Origin of the sequence: Halomonas sp. ML-15, assembly GCF_014779595.1 — a bacterium.
Classification (GTDB): Bacteria; Pseudomonadota; Gammaproteobacteria; order Pseudomonadales; family Halomonadaceae; genus Franzmannia.
On record NZ_JACXZT010000002.1, the window covers coordinates 151,331 to 168,221 of the forward strand.

At 61.8% G+C, this 16,891-nt stretch carries 15 protein-coding genes; 9 read left to right on the forward strand and 6 right to left on the reverse strand.

Annotated features, from left to right (window positions below; all coding sequences use genetic code 11):
* The first annotated feature begins 103 nt into the window (after positions 1-103).
* Positions 104-256 (forward strand): metallothionein, encoded by a 153-nt coding sequence (locus IEI94_RS02390; RefSeq protein ID WP_191165217.1) that lies wholly within the window; start codon positions 104-106, stop codon positions 254-256.
* Between the two features lie 248 nt (positions 257-504).
* Positions 505-954, forward strand: a complete 450-nt coding sequence (locus IEI94_RS02395) for a hypothetical protein (protein ID WP_191165218.1) — start codon at positions 505-507, stop codon at positions 952-954.
* A gap of 52 nt (positions 955-1,006) precedes the next feature.
* Here the strand turns inward: IEI94_RS02395 and IEI94_RS02400 are convergent, their stop codons facing one another.
* The 3 genes from IEI94_RS02400 to IEI94_RS02410 form a co-directional block, all read right to left on the reverse strand.
* A complete protein-coding gene (locus tag IEI94_RS02400) occupies positions 1,007-1,213 on the reverse strand; it encodes a cold-shock protein (protein WP_191165220.1) in 207 nt (68 codons plus the stop codon).
* A gap of 249 nt (positions 1,214-1,462) precedes the next feature.
* Positions 1,463-2,518 (reverse strand): 2,3-butanediol dehydrogenase, encoded by a 1,056-nt coding sequence (locus IEI94_RS02405; protein ID WP_191165658.1) that lies wholly within the window; start codon positions 2,516-2,518, stop codon positions 1,463-1,465.
* 85 nt (positions 2,519-2,603) lie between these two features.
* Positions 2,604-4,400 (reverse strand): NAD(P)/FAD-dependent oxidoreductase, encoded by a 1,797-nt coding sequence (locus IEI94_RS02410; protein WP_191165222.1) that lies wholly within the window; start codon positions 4,398-4,400, stop codon positions 2,604-2,606.
* Positions 4,401-4,752: 352 nt separating this feature from the next.
* Here IEI94_RS02410 and IEI94_RS02415 point away from each other — a divergent pair, with 352 nt between their 5' ends.
* Positions 4,753-6,714, forward strand: coding sequence for a sigma-54-dependent Fis family transcriptional regulator (locus IEI94_RS02415; RefSeq protein WP_191165224.1), 1,962 nt, complete (start codon positions 4,753-4,755; stop codon positions 6,712-6,714).
* 103 nt (positions 6,715-6,817) lie between these two features.
* Positions 6,818-7,693 carry a glutathione-dependent disulfide-bond oxidoreductase gene (gene yghU, locus IEI94_RS02420; protein ID WP_191165226.1) on the forward strand — a complete coding sequence of 292 codons (876 nt, stop codon included), beginning with the start codon at positions 6,818-6,820 and terminating at the stop codon, positions 7,691-7,693.
* Between the two features lie 85 nt (positions 7,694-7,778).
* On the opposite strand, the gene IEI94_RS02425 is transcribed toward yghU, so the two are convergent.
* Positions 7,779-8,171: a septal ring lytic transglycosylase RlpA family protein gene (locus IEI94_RS02425; RefSeq protein WP_191165228.1), complete on the reverse strand. Its 393-nt coding sequence runs from the start codon at positions 8,169-8,171 to the stop codon at positions 7,779-7,781.
* A gap of 140 nt (positions 8,172-8,311) precedes the next feature.
* Positions 8,312-9,217, reverse strand: coding sequence for a diguanylate cyclase (locus IEI94_RS02430; RefSeq protein ID WP_191165229.1), 906 nt, complete (start codon positions 9,215-9,217; stop codon positions 8,312-8,314).
* Between the two features lie 1,347 nt (positions 9,218-10,564).
* On the opposite strand from IEI94_RS02430, the gene IEI94_RS02435 reads away from it, so the two are divergent.
* Positions 10,565-11,218, forward strand: a complete 654-nt coding sequence (locus tag IEI94_RS02435) for a lysozyme-like domain containing protein (protein WP_191165231.1) — start codon at positions 10,565-10,567, stop codon at positions 11,216-11,218.
* A gap of 108 nt (positions 11,219-11,326) precedes the next feature.
* On the opposite strand, the gene IEI94_RS02440 is transcribed toward IEI94_RS02435, so the two are convergent.
* Positions 11,327-11,638 (reverse strand): hypothetical protein, encoded by a 312-nt coding sequence (locus IEI94_RS02440; protein ID WP_191165233.1) that lies wholly within the window; start codon positions 11,636-11,638, stop codon positions 11,327-11,329.
* 387 nt (positions 11,639-12,025) lie between these two features.
* On the opposite strand from IEI94_RS02440, the gene IEI94_RS02445 reads away from it, so the two are divergent.
* The 4 genes from IEI94_RS02445 to IEI94_RS02460 all read left to right on the forward strand — a co-directional run bounded on the left by IEI94_RS02445 (position 12,026) and on the right by IEI94_RS02460 (position 16,825).
* Entirely contained in the window at positions 12,026-12,280 is a 255-nt protein-coding gene (locus tag IEI94_RS02445) for a hypothetical protein (protein ID WP_191165235.1), read from the forward strand.
* A 98-nt stretch (positions 12,281-12,378) separates the two neighbouring features.
* Positions 12,379-13,779: an ATP-dependent RNA helicase DbpA gene (gene dbpA / locus IEI94_RS02450; RefSeq protein WP_191165237.1), complete on the forward strand. Its 1,401-nt coding sequence runs from the start codon at positions 12,379-12,381 to the stop codon at positions 13,777-13,779.
* 17 nt (positions 13,780-13,796) lie between these two features.
* On the forward strand, positions 13,797-14,657 hold the full coding sequence (locus IEI94_RS02455) for a PA4780 family RIO1-like protein kinase (RefSeq protein ID WP_191165239.1): 861 nt from the start codon (positions 13,797-13,799) through the stop codon (positions 14,655-14,657).
* Between the two features lie 215 nt (positions 14,658-14,872).
* Entirely contained in the window at positions 14,873-16,825 is a 1,953-nt protein-coding gene (locus IEI94_RS02460) for a methyl-accepting chemotaxis protein (protein WP_191165241.1), read from the forward strand.
* The last annotated feature ends 66 nt before the right edge of the window (positions 16,826-16,891 follow it).

The following is a 16,891-nucleotide window of genomic DNA, read 5'->3' on the forward strand; positions in this document are numbered from 1 at the left end:
GGCGCTTCGGCAAGCTTGGCGTGGCTGAGGCGTGTGAACGCAATTACATAACACCGCGGGTTGGGACTATGTTGTAGGGGCAGAGAAGCCAAGGAGGTTCACCATGTCTCAACAAGAGTGTGCATGCCCCAAATGCAAGTGTGCAGTTGATCGAAACTCTATCGAGAAAGACGGCAAGCTTTACTGCTCTCAATCCTGCGCCACCGGACATGCCGACGGTTCAATCGACTGCGGCCATGACTGTAAGTGCGGGTAAACATGGAGTTATCTGCTTATAGCCAACGTTCAGCAGTTTACCGCTGACGAACGTTGGCTGATTTCCTTCTGGCCTGCTCGACATAACATTGCCCCTCCCCTTAGCGGCGTTTCTCCGAGACCTCCGGCCGCTCCCTGCCCTGGGCCAGTCCGAAAACCCAGCGTTGTAATCATGTAAAACATCATGCCTCTCAGCCAGGCCGGCGGTATATGATGGAGGCTAATATTGCGGCTTGTGTCAGGAGTCATATGAACAGGGATGTCGTCCACCGTATTTTGATAGCCGCCGAGATGCTCTTGCTGGCGCTGCCGGCGAGCGCGATCTGCGTGTTTTTTAGTCTGGCCTTGCTGTCCACCGTGGGATTCCCATGGGACTTTGAGGCGCTGTTGATCATGCACTTCGTGCTGCTGGGCAACCTGGGGATTGTTGGTCTATGGCGGTCGGCGATTGCCTATCTTTGGCATCGAGGAGCGGGCCTGGGCGCGCTGCTATGGTGGTGGCGGGCGGCTTGCCTGGGGGCAGGGTTGGCGTGTGTCTCGCTGCTGCTGTCAGAGCTGCTCGTTGCCGGTTGGCAGGCGCCAGAGATCGTGGCCATCGTGGCCACCGGCAGTTTGGCCAGTCCGCTGCTGGTGCCGTTTCTGCATCTTGCGTGCTTGCGGCGGGGGGCATATAGACACAACGCAGCAGGGCCCGCCTAAGCGGGCCCTGCTATCGGACCGGTGAGGTCCGAGCATTCACCAGATCGTTAGATCAAGCGATTGCTTTGATATTCGACGCCTGGAGGCCTTTCTTGCCCTGAGTCACGTCAAAGGAAACGCTTTGACCTTCCTGCAGAGACTTGAAGCCTTCAGACTGAATTTCGGAGAAGTGGGCAAAGACGTCATCGCTGCCGTCAGCCGGAGCGATAAAACCAAAACCTTTTGAATCGTTGAACCACTTAACTGTACCAGTCGTCATAATAAATCCTTTCGCGCTTAGCGCTTTGCAATACAATCCTGGTGTTACCCAGACGATAAGTAGCGGGTAAAACAAGGAATACAATTACAGGCTGCCGAAAGAATTCGAATGCTTCTGAAACTATGCTTGCTTGCTAACCAACTGCACACACAGTGACACGCTTGGCGGTGCGGGTCAAAGGGTTTCGGATATTGTTTTTCATTGCACCGGCACCACAGGGTGCCGGCGGGGTGGGCCATGGATGCTTGCTTACGTGGCGGGCTCCACGATGATTTTCACATGTGATTTGTCATTGAGCAGTGCGTCGAAGCCTTTCTCTACGATGTCGTCCAGGGCGATTCGCCCGGTGATCAGGTCCTCCGCCCGGAAATAACCCTGCTGCATCAATGCTATAACCGCCGGGTAGATATGGCGGTAGGCGATGATGCCTTTCATGCTGCGTTCCTTGATCACCAGATCGTTGGGCTGGATGGCGGCATCGGATTCCCAGATGCTGACGACGACTGTTTCGCCGCCAGCGTGGGTGCTGTTGATGGCTTGGCTCAGCACGGCAGGAACCCCGGTCACCTCGAAGGCGAAATCCGCGCCACCTCGCGTCAGCTCATGGAGCTGCTCGACCGCATCACCTTGCTGAGGGTCCAGTACGGTGGCGCCGAGGTCAGTCGCTTTCTGCCTGCGCGCTGCCGACAGCTCGACGGCATAGATATCGGCGGCACCGGCGGCCTTGAGGGATTCGATCACCATCAGCCCGATGGGGCCGGCGCCAAATACCACCGCGCTGTCGCCTGCTTTCAGGGAGCTTTGGCGCACGGCATGCAGGCCAACCGCGGCGGGCTCCACCAGGGCGCCTTGCTCATAGGAGAGTGTCTCGGGCATGGGGTGGACCATATGCTCGCCGACCACGGTGTACTCCGAGAAACCGCCGCCGCCTCCCGATAGGCCATGGAAGCCCAGTAGCGGCGTAAGATTGTAGCGCTCCATCAGGTAGTGGCCGTCTCGATGCGGGGAGAGGATCGGTTCGATGGCGACGCGATCTCCAACCTTGACCCGGGTGACCCGTTCACCCACCTCCACCACTTCACCGGCAAACTCGTGGCCCATGATGATGGGGGCCTTCTGCTGGCTGATGGGGTGCGGGGTATCCACCGGGATGAAGATTGGACCGGCGGCATATTCGTGTAGATCGCTGCCGCAGATACCGCAGGCGGCGACTTTGATCTTGACCTGGTGCGGGTCCTCGAGCCGGGGAATCTCCACCGGTTCCACACGCAGGTCGCGGGCACGGTACCAGACCGCGGCTTTCATGGTGTCCTTGTTGCTCATGGGATGACCTCGATATTCTCGTCATGCGGGCCGGTCTTTGTGCCGGCCCGCTGTGTCCAGGTAGGGATCACGCAAGGTGATGAACGTCCTGCAGCCCATAAACGGGCGTTGCAATGCCCTCCATGCGTGCCTTGAGCTGTAGCGCCAGGTAGTGGGAGTAGTGGCGTGACTGGTGCAGGTTGCCGCCGTGGAACCACAGCGCCTGCTGTTGGGTAGGCTTCCACATATTGCGCAGTTCGCCCTCCCAGGGGCCGGGATCCTTTGGCGTATCGGAGCCCAGGCCCCAGCACTTGCCGACCTTGTCGGCCACTTCCTGGGAGATGATGCGTGCTGCCCAGCCGTTCATGGAGCCGTAGCCGGTGGCGTAGACGATCAGGTCGGCGGGCAGCTCGGTGCCGTCGGTGAGGGTGATCGAGCGTGGATTGATACACTCGATGCCGACGCCGCTGCGCAGCTTGATCTCGCCATTGGCGACCAGATCGCAGGCACCGACGTCGATGTAGTAGCCGGACCCTCGCCGCAGGTACTTGAGGAACAGTCCAGAGTCGTCGGCGCCGAAGTCGAGCAGGAAGCCGGCGTCTTCCAGTTTTTGGTAGAACTCGGCGTCGCGCTCGCGGATCTTGTCGAAGGCGGGACGCTGGAAGTCGGGCAGGACCTTATAGGGGATCGAGGCGAAGATCAGATCGGCCTTGTCGTGGGTGATACCGCTTTTCAGCGCTTCTTCGGAGTAGAGCGGGCCAAGGACTTCCTCCATCAACGAGTCGGACTTGACGATATGGGTCGAGGAGCGCTGGATCATGGTCACGTCGGCGTCGTTTTCCCACAGCGCCGCGCAGATGTCATGGGCCGAGTTGTTGGAGCCCACCACGACCACCTTCTTGCCGCGATAGGCATCCGGCCCGGGATGCTGGCTGGAGTGCTGCTGTTCGCCTTCAAAGGTCTCGGCACCGGGGAAGTGGGGCACGTTGGGTACGCCTGACATCCCAGTGGCGAGGATCAGCTGCTTGGGCCGCAGCGTGACCGGCTTGCCGTCGCGGTTGACGTTCACCGTCCACTCGCCGCTGGTGGCGTCGAAGCTGGCACCCTCGCACTCGGTGGAGCTCCAGTAATTGAGCTCCATCACCTTGGTGTACATCTCCAGCCAGTCGCCAATCTTGTCCTTGGGGGCGAACACCGGCCAGTTCTCGGGGAAGGGGATGTAGGGCAGATGGTCGTACCACACCGGGTCGTGCAGGCACAGCGACTTGTAGCGATTGCGCCAGGCGTCTCCGGGGCGAGGGTGCTTGTCGAGCACGATGGTGGGTACGTCGAGCTGGCGCAGCCGCGCGGCGAGGCCGATGCCGCCCTGGCCGCCGCCGATGATGACGCAGTAGGGCTGGCGGGAGTAGCCGAGCTGCTGCGCTTCCCGCTGGCGCGCCTCGAGCCAGGTCTCGCGGGTCTTGCTGGCGCCGTGCTCGGCTCCCATGGGCCGCCTGGCGCCGCGTGGTTCGGGGTGCTGCTTGAGCTCCTGCATGGTGGTCAGCAGGGTCCAGCACTTGCCGTCCTTGAGGCGCAACAAGCCCTTGCCGTGGGCCTCGCCGGTCTCGAAGGTGAACCAGGCTTCGGTAACGCCGTCAGTCTCGCTAGCTTCGCCATCGATCTGCCAATTTGCCGGGCGTGTCTCGCTCAGGGTGGCGTCGAGCATCGATTGGATGGCGTCCTTGCCCTCGAGCGTCTTGAGGTTCCAGGTAAAGGCGACCAGGTCGCGCCAGTAGCACTCGTCACCGAACAGAGTGATGACCTGCTCGATATTGCGCTGGGTCAGCGCTTCTTCGAAGCCACTTAGCCATTGCTGGGCGGTCTGGGTTGGCGTGCGTGTCGTCATGATGGTTCTCCGCTTGTTATTGGTAGACACAGCCTAGGTAGCGCAGGAAGCGTGCCAATTCCGCGAAATCACTGATCAATCGCTATATGTGTTTGAAAATAAGATGGTTTGTCCGTGGGGGAGAGGTGGCTGTGGCTAAGGTGATAGGCGGGACGCCTCCCAGGCGTGACAGCTGTCACGTGACAGGCGAATCGTCGGCGTTACACCTGTAACCCTCGACCAAGGGCGAATGCAGCGCCGATTGACTCCCGTGCGAGGCGGCATAGGCTGAAGGAGAAACCTGCCAGATAACCACGAGCGCTCTGATCTGGCCTGCGGCAGGTACGGCGTATCAGCGCGCAGAGAGACAGCCATGGCCCTGCTTACGGAACAACGCCAGCATATCGAGACCCTGGTCCGGCTGAGTGAAGGTCATACCGCGGACCTCGGCGGGTGTCGCGAGGTGATCCGCCGCTCCTGGGAGCGCTGCGTCGGCGAGTATCGTCTCGACCCGGGACGTCCGCGGCCCGTTCGGGTGTTGACGCAGCAGGCGCTCAAGGAGCATCAGGATTCGGTGGACGAGTTACTCCATGTGGCCCGGGCGGGCGTCGACCAGCTCTATGCCCAGATCGCCCCGCTGGGCTATGTGCTGCTGCTTACCGACCGGCGAGGCATCACGGTGGATTTCCGCGGCCAAGCGACCCATGCGCCGGCGCTGCGCCGCGCGGGCCTCTACCTGGGAGCTGACTGGGACGAGCGCTATGCGGGCACCTGTGCGGTGGGGACCTGTGTGCACGAGGCCCAGGCGATGACCTGCCATCAGAGCGAGCATTTCGATGCTACCCATATCAGCCTGACCTGCACGGCGGCGCCGATCAGCGATCCGCAGGGGCGGGTCATCGCAGTGCTGGATATCTCCGCCTTGCAGTCGCCGAGGGCCCACGAGAGCCAGAACTTCGGGCTGCCGCTGGTCAATCTCTACGCGCGCATGATCGAGGATGCCTATTTTCTGCATCGCTACCGCGACTGCTTGATTCTGCGCTTTGATAGCGCCCGCGAGTTCGTGCATCTCAATGGCCGGGGGCTGATTGCGATCGAGGAGGATGGCAGCGTGATTGCTGCCAACGGGGTGGGGCGCGGCATGATCGACACGCATCTGCGCCGTTGGCCGCCCTGGTCGACGTCAGCGATGCCCACGGCGCCCCAGCTGTTCGACGCTGGGATCGGCGACTTGCTCGGCATCCTCTCCGCCAGCGACGACCAGATTCGCGCCTTTCGCGTGCGTGCCAGTGACGCGACCTGCTTCGTCACCCTGATCGAGCCACGGCGGCGGCTGGCGATGCGCCATGCGCCGTCATCGCCTTCGCCGATCCCCGCCCTCGACCGCCTGGCCACGGATGATCCCGCCATGCACCGTGTCCTCAAGTTGGCGCGACGCTTACGCAACGAGGAGGTGAGCGTGCTGATCAGCGGGGAGACGGGGACCGGCAAGGAGGTACTGGCGCGGGCGCTGCATGACAGCGGTAAGCGCGCCAAGGGGCCTTTCGTGGCGGTGAACTGCGCAGCGATTCCCGAATCGCTGATCGAGAGCGAACTGTTTGGCTATCTGCCTGGTGCCTTCACGGGTGGGCGTAGCAAGGGCATGCGCGGGCTGATTCAGCAAGCCGAGGGCGGCACGCTGTTTCTGGATGAGATCGGTGACATGCCCTTGCCGCTGCAGAGCCGGCTGCTGCGGGTGCTGGCCGAGCGTGAGGTGATGCCGCTGGGCGCCGACAAGGCCGTACCGGTGGATATCCGGGTGGTCACCGCCACCCACCGTGAGATGGGGGAGCTGATCGCCGCCGGCCACTTTCGCGAGGATCTGTATTACCGACTCAACGGCGCCCAGTTACGGCTACCAGCACTGCGCGAACGGGCCGATAGACACTACGTGATTCGCTGCGTATTCGAGGTGCTGCTGGCCGAACGTGAACGCGACATGCGATTGCGTGCGGATGCGATGAGCGCGCTGCTGGCCTACACCTGGCCGGGCAATATTCGCCAGCTCAAGAATGCCCTGGCCTTTGCCCTGGCCACGGCAGATGACGACGAGATCACCGTCCACGATCTGCCCGAGGAGTGTCAGGGGAGTATCGCTGGGGCCCCGAAAACCCTTCTGCCGGCCCTGCAAGCGGTGACATCCAATGAAGGGCAGCGGCTACAAGCGCTGCTCAAGGCGACAGGGTGGAATGTCAGCCTGGTGGCGCGCCAGCTTGGCGTTTCGCGACCGACGGTCTATCGACGTATGCGTCGCCATGGCGTGGTACCGCCAAACTGGCAGGAATTTACTCCATGAAATGAGTAGGGCAGCGCGGTGCGAAGGCTGACTTCGCGGATGAAACCTTAACAGGCTATCGTTTGTCGCAAGGCACACCGACATCATCCGTTGAGGAGTCAGCATGAGCCAGGAAACCGAATACGTTCCACCTGCGGTCTGGACCTGGGAAAAAGCCAGCGGCGGGACTTTTGCCAGCATCAACCGGCCGGTCGCCGGGCCCACACACGACAAGGCGCTGCCGGTGGGGGCGCATCCTCTGCAGCTCTACTCGCTGGCTACCCCCAACGGGGTCAAGGTCACGGTGCTGCTCGAGGAGCTGCTGGCGCTCGGCCATACGGGTGCCGAATACGACGCCTGGCTGATCAACATTGGTGAGGGGGATCAGTTCGGTAGCGGCTTCGTCGAGATCAATCCCAACTCGAAGATCCCGGCGCTGGTGGACTACAGCACGCCCAAGCCGACCCGGGTGTTCGAGTCGGGCTCGATCCTGCTCTACCTGGCAGAGCGCTTCGGCGACTTCCTGCCCAAGGGCCCGGCGGCGCGGGTAGAGGCGCTGAACTGGCTGTTCTGGCAGATGGGTAGCGCGCCCTATCTGGGCGGTGGCTTCGGCCACTTCTACGCCTATGCGCCAGTGAAGCTGGAGTACCCCATCGACCGCTTTGCGATGGAGACCAAGCGCCAGCTAGATGTGCTGGATCGGCGCCTGGCCGAGGTGCCTTACCTCGCCGGGGACGCCTATACCATCGCCGATATGGCCAACTGGGCCTGGTACGGTCAACTGGCGCTGGGACGGCTTTATGATGCCGATGAGTTCCTGCAGGTGCAGGACTACCAGCACCTGCAGCGCTGGGCCAAGGCGATCGATGCGCGTCCGGCGGTACAGCGTGGGCGCATGGTCAATCGCACCTTTGGTGAACCTGAGATGCAGCTCCATGAGCGACATGATGCCAGCGACTTCGAGCGCAAGACGCAGGACAAGCTGAACTCGGGTGTCTGACGCAGAGGAGATCCGTTAACGCAACGCGCCCGCCACCTGAACGGTTGGCGGGCGCGTTGCGTTGTGCTGCTCGGTGGGCCGAGTATCAGTTCGGAGTGGCGACCGGCATGACCTCGACCCGCGCTATACCGCGGTGGAGCATTTCGAGCTTGCGGGCAGCGCGCTTGGAGAGGTCGATGATGCGACCATCGATGAAGGGGCCGCGGTCATTGATCAGCACTTCCACTTCCTTGCCGGTGTCGGTGCGCGTGACCACCACGGTGGTACCCAGCGGCAGCGTGGGGTGGGCGGCTGTCAGTGCCTGCTGGTCAAACGGCTCACCGCTGGCGGTAGTGGCGCCCTGAAAGCGGTCGCTGTAGTACGAAGCGATTCCTTGCTCGGTGTCGGCGGCTTGCTGGGACTCGGCTGAATGCGCAGTGCCAGCAACCAGCAGCGTAGCCAGGCCGCAGGTGAGTAGTACTCGGGATAGGCGTCCCATGATGATACCTCACGGATCTCGTGTTGGCCGTGTGTCCATCGATGCGATGAGGGGCCATAAGTTCCCGGATAGTAACCCCAGCGGCCGGGTCTGGCAACCAATCATGAAGATCGACGATGATGGCAGCTGAATGGCGAAAATCAGCCGTGATGGTCAAAATGCTTCAGGTTGGCTTGCTGCGGAGCGCTAGATGCCATTTGGCCGAGATTCGAAAGTGGTACTGGGCATGGTGGTGAAAGGCTCGCTGTCCTGTTGCGCCCATCTTGTTTTGCCATATAGAGCGCTCTGTCGGCGAGTCGGATCAAGTCACGGCTACTATCTCGATCCCCGGGCATTATGCTGGCAACACCAATGCTGACGGTAACCAACGCTGAAGAGGGTGAAGCAGCAAAGGGGATCGCCTGACGTGAGAGGTGATCGTGAACGCGTTGAGCGACGTCAAGACCACCGCTGAGTGTGGTGTTGGGCAAGAGAATGACGAATTCTTCTCCTCCATAACGAGCGACGATATCACCTGGTCGGCCGAGTGCCTCTTCTAGCGACTGTGCAACTCGCTTCAGGCAAGTATCTCCTTGGGGATGGCCGTAACTGTCGTTGTAGACCTTGAAGTGGTCCACATCAATGAATAGCAAGCTAAGCGCTTGCTTTTCGCGACTCGCCCGTTTCCATTCCAGTGCCAGGAGGCGTTCTAGTCCGCGGCGATTGGTAATGCCCAGCAGGCTATCAGTGCACACTTGATGTGCCAGCAGGCGGTTGCGGGCCTCTAGCTTACGGTGTGCTCGCTCAAGGCTGAGAAAGCTGCTCTCGCGTACTTGATAGGCTCGGTAGAGCGGGCCCACGATAGCAATGAGGACAAGTGCAATACCACCGAGAAACGCAGCGCTGACCAGCGGCTCAAGGTGAAAATCAGCCCCCGTACTGGTGACGGAGTGCCCTCGCTGCTTGAACCACGTCGCCATGATGGGCCCGATGGCGAGAGCAAGAATGGTGCCGATAAGCAGAACGTTGAGGTTAGTTGCTATAGAGCGATGTTGAGTTTTTCTCATATCAGGCGTCTCGATTCAAAATCTGCAGCTGCTGGGCGTAACAGAATTGCCAAGATACGCATGTCGCTGAAGGGTTGAGCCGTGGCGCGCCTAGTCGCGCAGCGTCTGTAAAGCGCTGCGGCAGGACGAAGAAAAGAGTGATTAGGTGCTTGAAATAGTAAGTCCAAGTGAAAGCATCCTTGCTGCACTCATCCATGCATCTGTCCATGACAGACTGTCGTGTGGCCACTGGCTGGCACGAATCAACCTTCCAGTCGAAGCTCAGTAGCGAGAACTGTTCCAGAGTCTGGTAGCAATGAAGAAAAACAAAGAGGTACCGACACTTTTTCAGGCGACCCGTAGTGCGGTTGTGAGCATATGCCATCGGTGAGCAGTTCAAGTGTCTCCAGTTGCCAACATGAGTGATGAGTGATGAGCGTTACTGTAATTAAAACAAGTGATTGGCGTGTTGTTGTTTGGCTACATGTGTAGCCGCGAGGTGCCGATGCGCCTCGGCCAGCGCTGTGTCGTCGTATGATTGGGGTTGCCGCTCTAGGCGGTTGAGGCGGGACTGGGCCATGGCCGATGGCGGACAAGGGGGGGTATCGATATCGAGAGGAGCTGTTGCGGCCGTCGGATAGACGGTATTCGCTGGTACGGTAGGCAGGTCGCATGAAGCGTCCAAGACACCCATGTTTGTGACTCTATAGAGCAACAGCATCGAAGGGCAGAAAACGAGATGTATGCATCGTCATCTCAGCTCTCATTTACAGTATGCGACAGGCGGTTGTATATAGAGTCGTCAGGAGAATGAGACGGCGCTATTTCTCGCTTTTCCCCATGACGTCAAACCTGACGCGCTGGCCGTTGGGCAGCTCGATGGGAGCAGTGATCGTGTCTATCAGGCGCTGGCGGATCTGGGCCACGTCGTGCTCTTCGCCGCAGTTCTCGGCCAGGACGTTGAACTCGTCGCCGCCGAAGCGTGCGCAGCCACATGGGGGCCTGGGTGTAGCCGAGGTGTAGGTCGCTGCGCTGGGGTGAAGTCGATGGACTCGGTAAGCAGCGCTTCGGGTGGTCGGCCAGTGCTACTTGGCTAAGCCAGCAGAGCGACAGCTGTACGCCGACTAGCAGGCGTGGTGACAATCGGTAGCGCTCAGCGGGCTTCAGTAGGCGGTCTCATGAAATGGGCACGCAGGATACTAAGCTTAACGGTCATGGATGAAATATCTTTAGCTCTTTTTGCTGAACGACACAGCCTTCTACATTACTCCTGGGTCGTCGGCAGAAGGTATGCTCTTGATTCAGCGTTAACAGCGTAATTGGGCCAGCGAGGGGATGATGACCATGGTGTGTGGTAGTGCAAGCGAGATGAACAGGGGAGGCGCGCGACGCTGGATATGGCATGCCGGAACGCTTTTGCTGGTGATGCTGTCGAGCGGTTGCGCGATGATGGCCCCGGCGCCGCCTCAGGATCAGAGCAACATCTGCGCCATATTCCGTGAGCAGCCGCGCTGGTATGACTATGCCCGGGAGTCTCAGCAGCAGTGGGGCACGCCGATTGCGACGCAGATGGCCTTTATCCAGCAGGAGTCATCGTTTCGCAGTCATGTGCGCCCAGATCGCAACCGGATTCTCGGCTTTATTCCTGGCAGTCGCCCCTCCTCGGCGCGGGGCTACGCCCAGGCGCAGGATCCGGTGTGGGGGGAGTATCGGGAGCAGGCGGGCAGTACCCTGGCAAGGCGCTCGCACATGAAGCATGCGACCGATTTTATCGGTTGGTACAACGCGCGTACCAATCGCCAGGCCGGCGTCTCGTTGAGCAACCCTGAACACCTCTACTTTGCTTATCATGAGGGAGTAGGCGGCTATCAGCGAGGCACGCATCGTGGCAAGCCGCAGGTGTTGCGGGCCGCCAGTCAGGTCAGTTCGCGGGCTAACCGCTACCAGGCGCAGTTGGCCAGCTGCGAGGCGGAGTTTCGCTGTCGGCGTTTCTATCAGGTAGGGCCGCTGTGTCGGGCATGATGCCCAACGAAAACACCCCACGCTGCAGGGCAGGGTGGGGTGACGTCACCGCGTTACATCGGATAGCTAGGTGCACTTATGTCTGCGTCATACCATCCATGGTCGCGGTCAGTGCTGGAAGTCTTCCTCGAACAGCTCAGCCTTGGCATTGCGCATGACATCTTCACATGCGGCCTGCTGGGCGAGTTGCATCAGCAGGCTCTGGGTTACTTCAAACCCCTTGCCGAGGCAGCTATCCATGTCCTGACGGCTGACCTTGGGAGTAACATCGCAGTCAATCTTGATCGTTCTTCCGCTTCCGTCCAGCCTGTCTGCGATATCTCGCATAAACCAGGCGATACGCTCTTTCCAGCTGGCGGATTCTTCTGCGCTCTCGTTTACGCTAAACGTGCAGTGCCACTCAGGTTTATAGACCTTCATGAGAACCTCCGATAGGGCTTGGAAAGAATGATCGATCGTGGTGTCTACTCCGTGCTTGACGATGTTGCCTGGCCATCATAACAGGCTTTGCGCATGCCGCGCAGGCCACGGGTGGCTGAGTTTTCTTCGCGGTGTCGGCTGACGTACTCTCGCAAGGCCTCGGCGGCAGTGCGTAGGCACTGGGCTTGGTTGAACCAGTGCTCGAAGACATCGTCATCGGCTGGTTGTGACGTCGACGGGGTAAGGTACATGGCGTTGACCCTCCTGAGGGTGACTTCTTCACTCTAGTCGCAATTTTGCTGCAGTGCAGCATAAGATTGTATGTCAGACTAAGAAAAGTGTGGCCGCGACGAGAGAATGCATGATGAAGCGCAAGGTATGGGTAGCGTGGCGAGCAGCACCAGTAGCTCCTCCAGCAGCTCCGGCTCGGGCAGCAGTTCGCGTGCCCAGAGCTCGGTCAGCGGCCAGGACGCCACCGTCACGGTCAACGGTCATAAGTTGGAGGTGAGCGGCGGTCGACTGCAGCTGGACGGGGTGGCGCACGGCGAGGTGACGCCGGCACAGATCGTTACCCTGCGCGTCGAGGATGGCGTGGTGACCCTGCTGGTCGACGGCGTCGAGCGGCCACCCGAGAGGCAGTGAGATTCCACGGCTCTCACTGAAATATCGCCGTAGGGCGGCACCTGTCGCGCGCTTTCTGGTATCCTCGCCGCCCATTTCTTCGCTGCAGGTATCGCTCCGTGTCCGATGCTCCCGCCGACGGTGATTTCACCGCGCTGCCGCTAGCCCCTGAACTGCTCGCCAACCTCGAGTCGCTGGGCTATCAGTGCATGACACCGGTGCAGGCCGCGGGCCTGCCGCCGATGCTGGCCGGACGCGATCTGATCGCCCAGGCCCAGACCGGGTCGGGCAAGACCGCGGCCTTCGGTCTGGGGCTGCTGTCGCGCCTTGATGTGGTGAACTTTCGCGTCCAGGCGCTGGTGCTCTGCCCAACCCGCGAGCTGGCCGATCAGGTGGCTGAAGAGCTGCGTCGTCTGGCGCGGCTGCTGGCCAACGTCAAGGTGCTGACGCTGTGCGGTGGGGCGGCAATGGGGCCGCAGCTCAGCTCGCTGGCTCACGGTGCGCATATCGTGGTGGGCACCCCGGGGCGCGTCGAGGAGCATCTGCGCAAGGGCTCTCTCAACCTGCGCGGCCTGGAGACGCTGGTGCTGGATGAGGCCGATCGCATGCTCGACATGGGCTTTCAGGCCGCCCTCGAAGCGATCATTGCCGAGACTCCGCCGCGCCGTCAGACCTGGCTGTTCAGCGCCACCTACAGCGAGGCGGTCAAGGCGGTGGCCGAGGCGCTGCTGCGCGAGCCGGTCCGGGTCGAGATCGCCTCGACCCATGACGCCGGCAGCATCGAGCAGCGTGTCTATCGTGTCGCCGACGAAGCGACGCGTTTCGATGCCCTGCGGCGTCTGCTGCTGGCGCTGCGACCGACGTCCAGCGTGGTGTTCTGCAACACCAAGCGCGAGACCGACGAGCTGGCCGCAGCGCTGTGCGACGCCGGGTTCAGCGCCCTGGGGCTGCACGGCGACCTCGAGCAGGCCGACCGCGATCGCCTGCTGGTGCTGTTTGCCAACCGCAGTGCGTCGATCCTGGTGGCCACCGACGTGGCGGCCCGTGGGCTCGATATCGATGCCCTCGATGCGGTCTTCAACTACCAGATTGCCCGCGACCTCGAGGTGCATGTCCACCGGGTCGGGCGTACCGGGCGTGCCGGCGGCTCCGGCGTGGCCTGCACGCTGGTCAGCGAGGCGGAAAGCTATCGCCTGGAACGCCTCACGGAATTTCTCGGCGAGCCCCTCGAGGAGGCAACATTGCCGCCACGCAGCGTGCTCGATCGCGAGCCGCTGATGCCACCGATGGCTACCCTGCAGCTCGGCAGCGGCAAGCAGCAGAAGCTGCGCCCCGGTGATATCCTGGGAGCTCTGACGGGGGAGGGCGGCATCGCCGGTGACCAGGTCGGCAAGATCAAGGTGCTGGCACGCAGCGCCTACGTGGCGGTCAGCCGCGAGGTGGTCGACCAGGCGCTGGCCAAGCTGAGTGCCGACCCGCTCAAGGGGCGTCGCGTTCGCGTGCGCCGAATTCGCCGCTGATATGCCACACTAGGTCCATGAAAATACCCAAACGTCTACAGCCGCTGGTCGAAGATGGGATGATCGATGAGGTCGTCACCCAGTTGATGAGCGGTAAAGAAGCTCAGGTTTACGTGGTGCGCTGCGGCGAGGCGCTGCGCTGTGCCAAGGTCTTCAAGGAAGCCAAGCAGCGCAGCTTCAAGCAGGCGGTGCAGTACCAGGAGGGGCGACGCGAGCGCAACACTCGCCGTGCCCGCGCCATGGCCAAGAAGACCCGCTACGGCCAGAAGGAGCAGGAGCAGGCCTGGCTGACTGCCGAGGTTGATGCCCTCTACCGGCTGGCCGCGGCCGGAGTGCGTGTGCCGCAGCCGCATGGCTTTGTCGACGGCGTGCTGCTGATGGATATGATCCAGGACGCCGAGGGCGCCGCGGCACCGCGGCTGGATGATGTGGAGCTGAGCGCCGAGCAGGCCATCGACTACCACGCCCAGGTGATGCGCGACGTGGTGCGCATGCTCTGTGCGGGCCTGGTACACGGCGATCTCTCGGAGTTCAACGTGCTGGTCGATACCCAGGGGCCGGTGATCATCGACCTGCCCCAGGCGGTAGATGCGGCTGGTAACAACAGCGCTGCGAGCATGCTCGAGCGTGACGTCGACAATATGCGGCGCTACTTCGGCCGCTTTGCGCCGACGCTGCTCGAGACCGACTACGGCAAGGAGATCTGGGCGCTCTACGCGGGCGGCGAGCTGCAGCCGGATACGCCGCTGACCGGTTGCTTTACGCCCGACACCAGTGAGGTCGACGTCGATCAGCTGCTGGACGTCATCGAAGATGCCCGCGAAGAGCATGCCGAGCGTATGGCGGCGTTGGCGGATGATCAACGCGACGACGATTAATGAGTGTCTCACACATTCATATATAGGAATTTTCTCTAATATTTATATTTTTAATATATGAGTGGCCGGCCTGATATTTACTGGGCAAATGCCTAAAGTCTCTGCGGCGAATGCCGATAAGCGAAGTAAGACAGTCTGCACCCGATAAAAATACCCCGGCGGCCTTGGCAACCCAGGCCAGCCGGCGCTTCGCCGACTCGCAGAGGAACCCTCCCATGAATCAGATGCTGACGCCGTCGCCTGACGGTTATCACGGGCGCCAGAAAAACGACAATAAACCGAATGCTAATCAAACCCGCCGACTGGGATTCAGCAGCCGTTTGACGCTGATGATCGTGTCCCTGGTGCTGGTGTCGGTCATCGTGGTCGCTAGCCTGGTGTATATCCAATACCGCCAGTCCTACACCCAGGCAACGGTCAATCAACTTCAAGGCACCGGTGAAATGATGACCGAGTCGTTCAGCCAGTGGCTGGATGCCCGCCAGGATGACATGCGCTACATCGCCGGGCTCGATCCGGTGCGCCAGGTCGAGGTCGAGCAGATCGATCATCTGCTGGCCCAGATTGCCGCTCAGGACGGTTTCTACGACACCATCTTCTTCGTGGGGCCGGATGGTCGCGGTGTCTCCGGGGTCAGCTATGACAACGGCGCTGTGGTGATGTCGCCGAGTGAGGCAGCGGAGTTCGAGGTCGCCGATCGTGCCTGGTTCCAGGAGGCCATTCAGGGCGAGATGGTGTTCTCGCAGCCGCTGGTGTCGCGTGCCACCGGCAACCAGGTCAGCAACGTGGTGGTGCCGGTATACGACGACGGCGGCGACGTGATCGGGGTGGTGCGCGCCGCGGTACGTCTGGGGGTGCTATTCGATCGTATGGCCGAGATGTCACTGGGCGGCAGCTCGGACACCTTTCTGCTGGCCAGCGACGGCACCCCGGTGACCCCGGTGGCCGCGCTGGGCGGGGCGGAGGATGCCCTTACCACCCGCGCTGCCGAGGCGGTGGCGGCAGGCGAGGCGGGCGTCGGCCAGTACCGCGATGCGGCGGGTACACCGGTGATCGGTAGCTTCACCTATCTGCCGCGTCTCGATTGGGGGCTGGTGGTGGAGATGCCCGAGGGCGAAGCGCTGGCCGAGGTGAGCCGGGTGTTCTGGCTGCTGATAGCGATTACGGCGGTGATCGTGGTAGTGGCGTTACTGGTCGGGCTGGGCGTGGTGCGCTCGGTGGTCAAGACCCTGGGCGGCGATCCCCAGCAGGCCAGCGATGTGGTGCGGCGGGTGGTCGATGGCGACCTGACCATGCGGGTGCCGGTCAAGGCTGGCGATACCACCAGCCTGCTGGCGCATATCGATGAGATGCAGACCAACCTGCGACGCATGATGGTCGACATCAAGGGCACCGCCGACTCGGTGAGCACCGCCAGCAGCGAGATTGCCCAGGGCAATGAGGACCTGGCCAGCCGCACCGAAGAGCAGTCCTCGTCGCTGGTCGAGACCGCTACCAGCATCGAGCAGATGACCGCGACGGTGCGCCAGACCGCTGATTCTGCGGGCCACGCCGAGCGCCTGTCGCGGGAACTGGACGACAAGGCTCGCCAGGCCGGCGGTGTGGGCACCGAGGCGGCAGCGGCGATGCAGGCGATCAAGGACGCCAATCAGCGGGTGGTGAGCATCATCGAAGCGATCGATGCGATCGCCTTCCAGACCAATCTGCTGGCCCTGAATGCTTCGGTGGAGGCGGCGCGGGCTGGCGAACATGGTCGCGGTTTCGCAGTGGTCGCCTCCGAGGTGCGGCAGCTGGCCGGGCGCTGTGCCGATGAGGCCAACCAGATCCGCGGGGTGGTCAAGGCCAGCGTCGAGAAGGTCGACGAGGGCGAGGCGCTGGTCGCCGACGCCAGCCAGCAGCTGCTGGCCATCGCCGATGGTGTCAAGCAGGTCACCAGCTTCGTCAGCGAGATCGCCACCGCGGCCACGGAGCAGTCCACCGGGATCGAGCAGATCAACCAGGCGGTCAGCCAGCTCGAGGAGGTCACTCAGCAGAATGCGGCCCTGGTCGAGGAGGCCTCGACCTCGAGTCAGTCGCTCAAGGACCAGGCCCGCGAACTGGCGCAGCTGATCCAGCGTTTCAAGGTCGAGGAGGGGCCGGAGGCGCGGACGGCGCTGCCGAGCTACTGAGGGAGGCGCGACGGGCGACGGATTACTGCTAAGGTGGGAATATCCGCTCGTCCATCGCTACCAAGG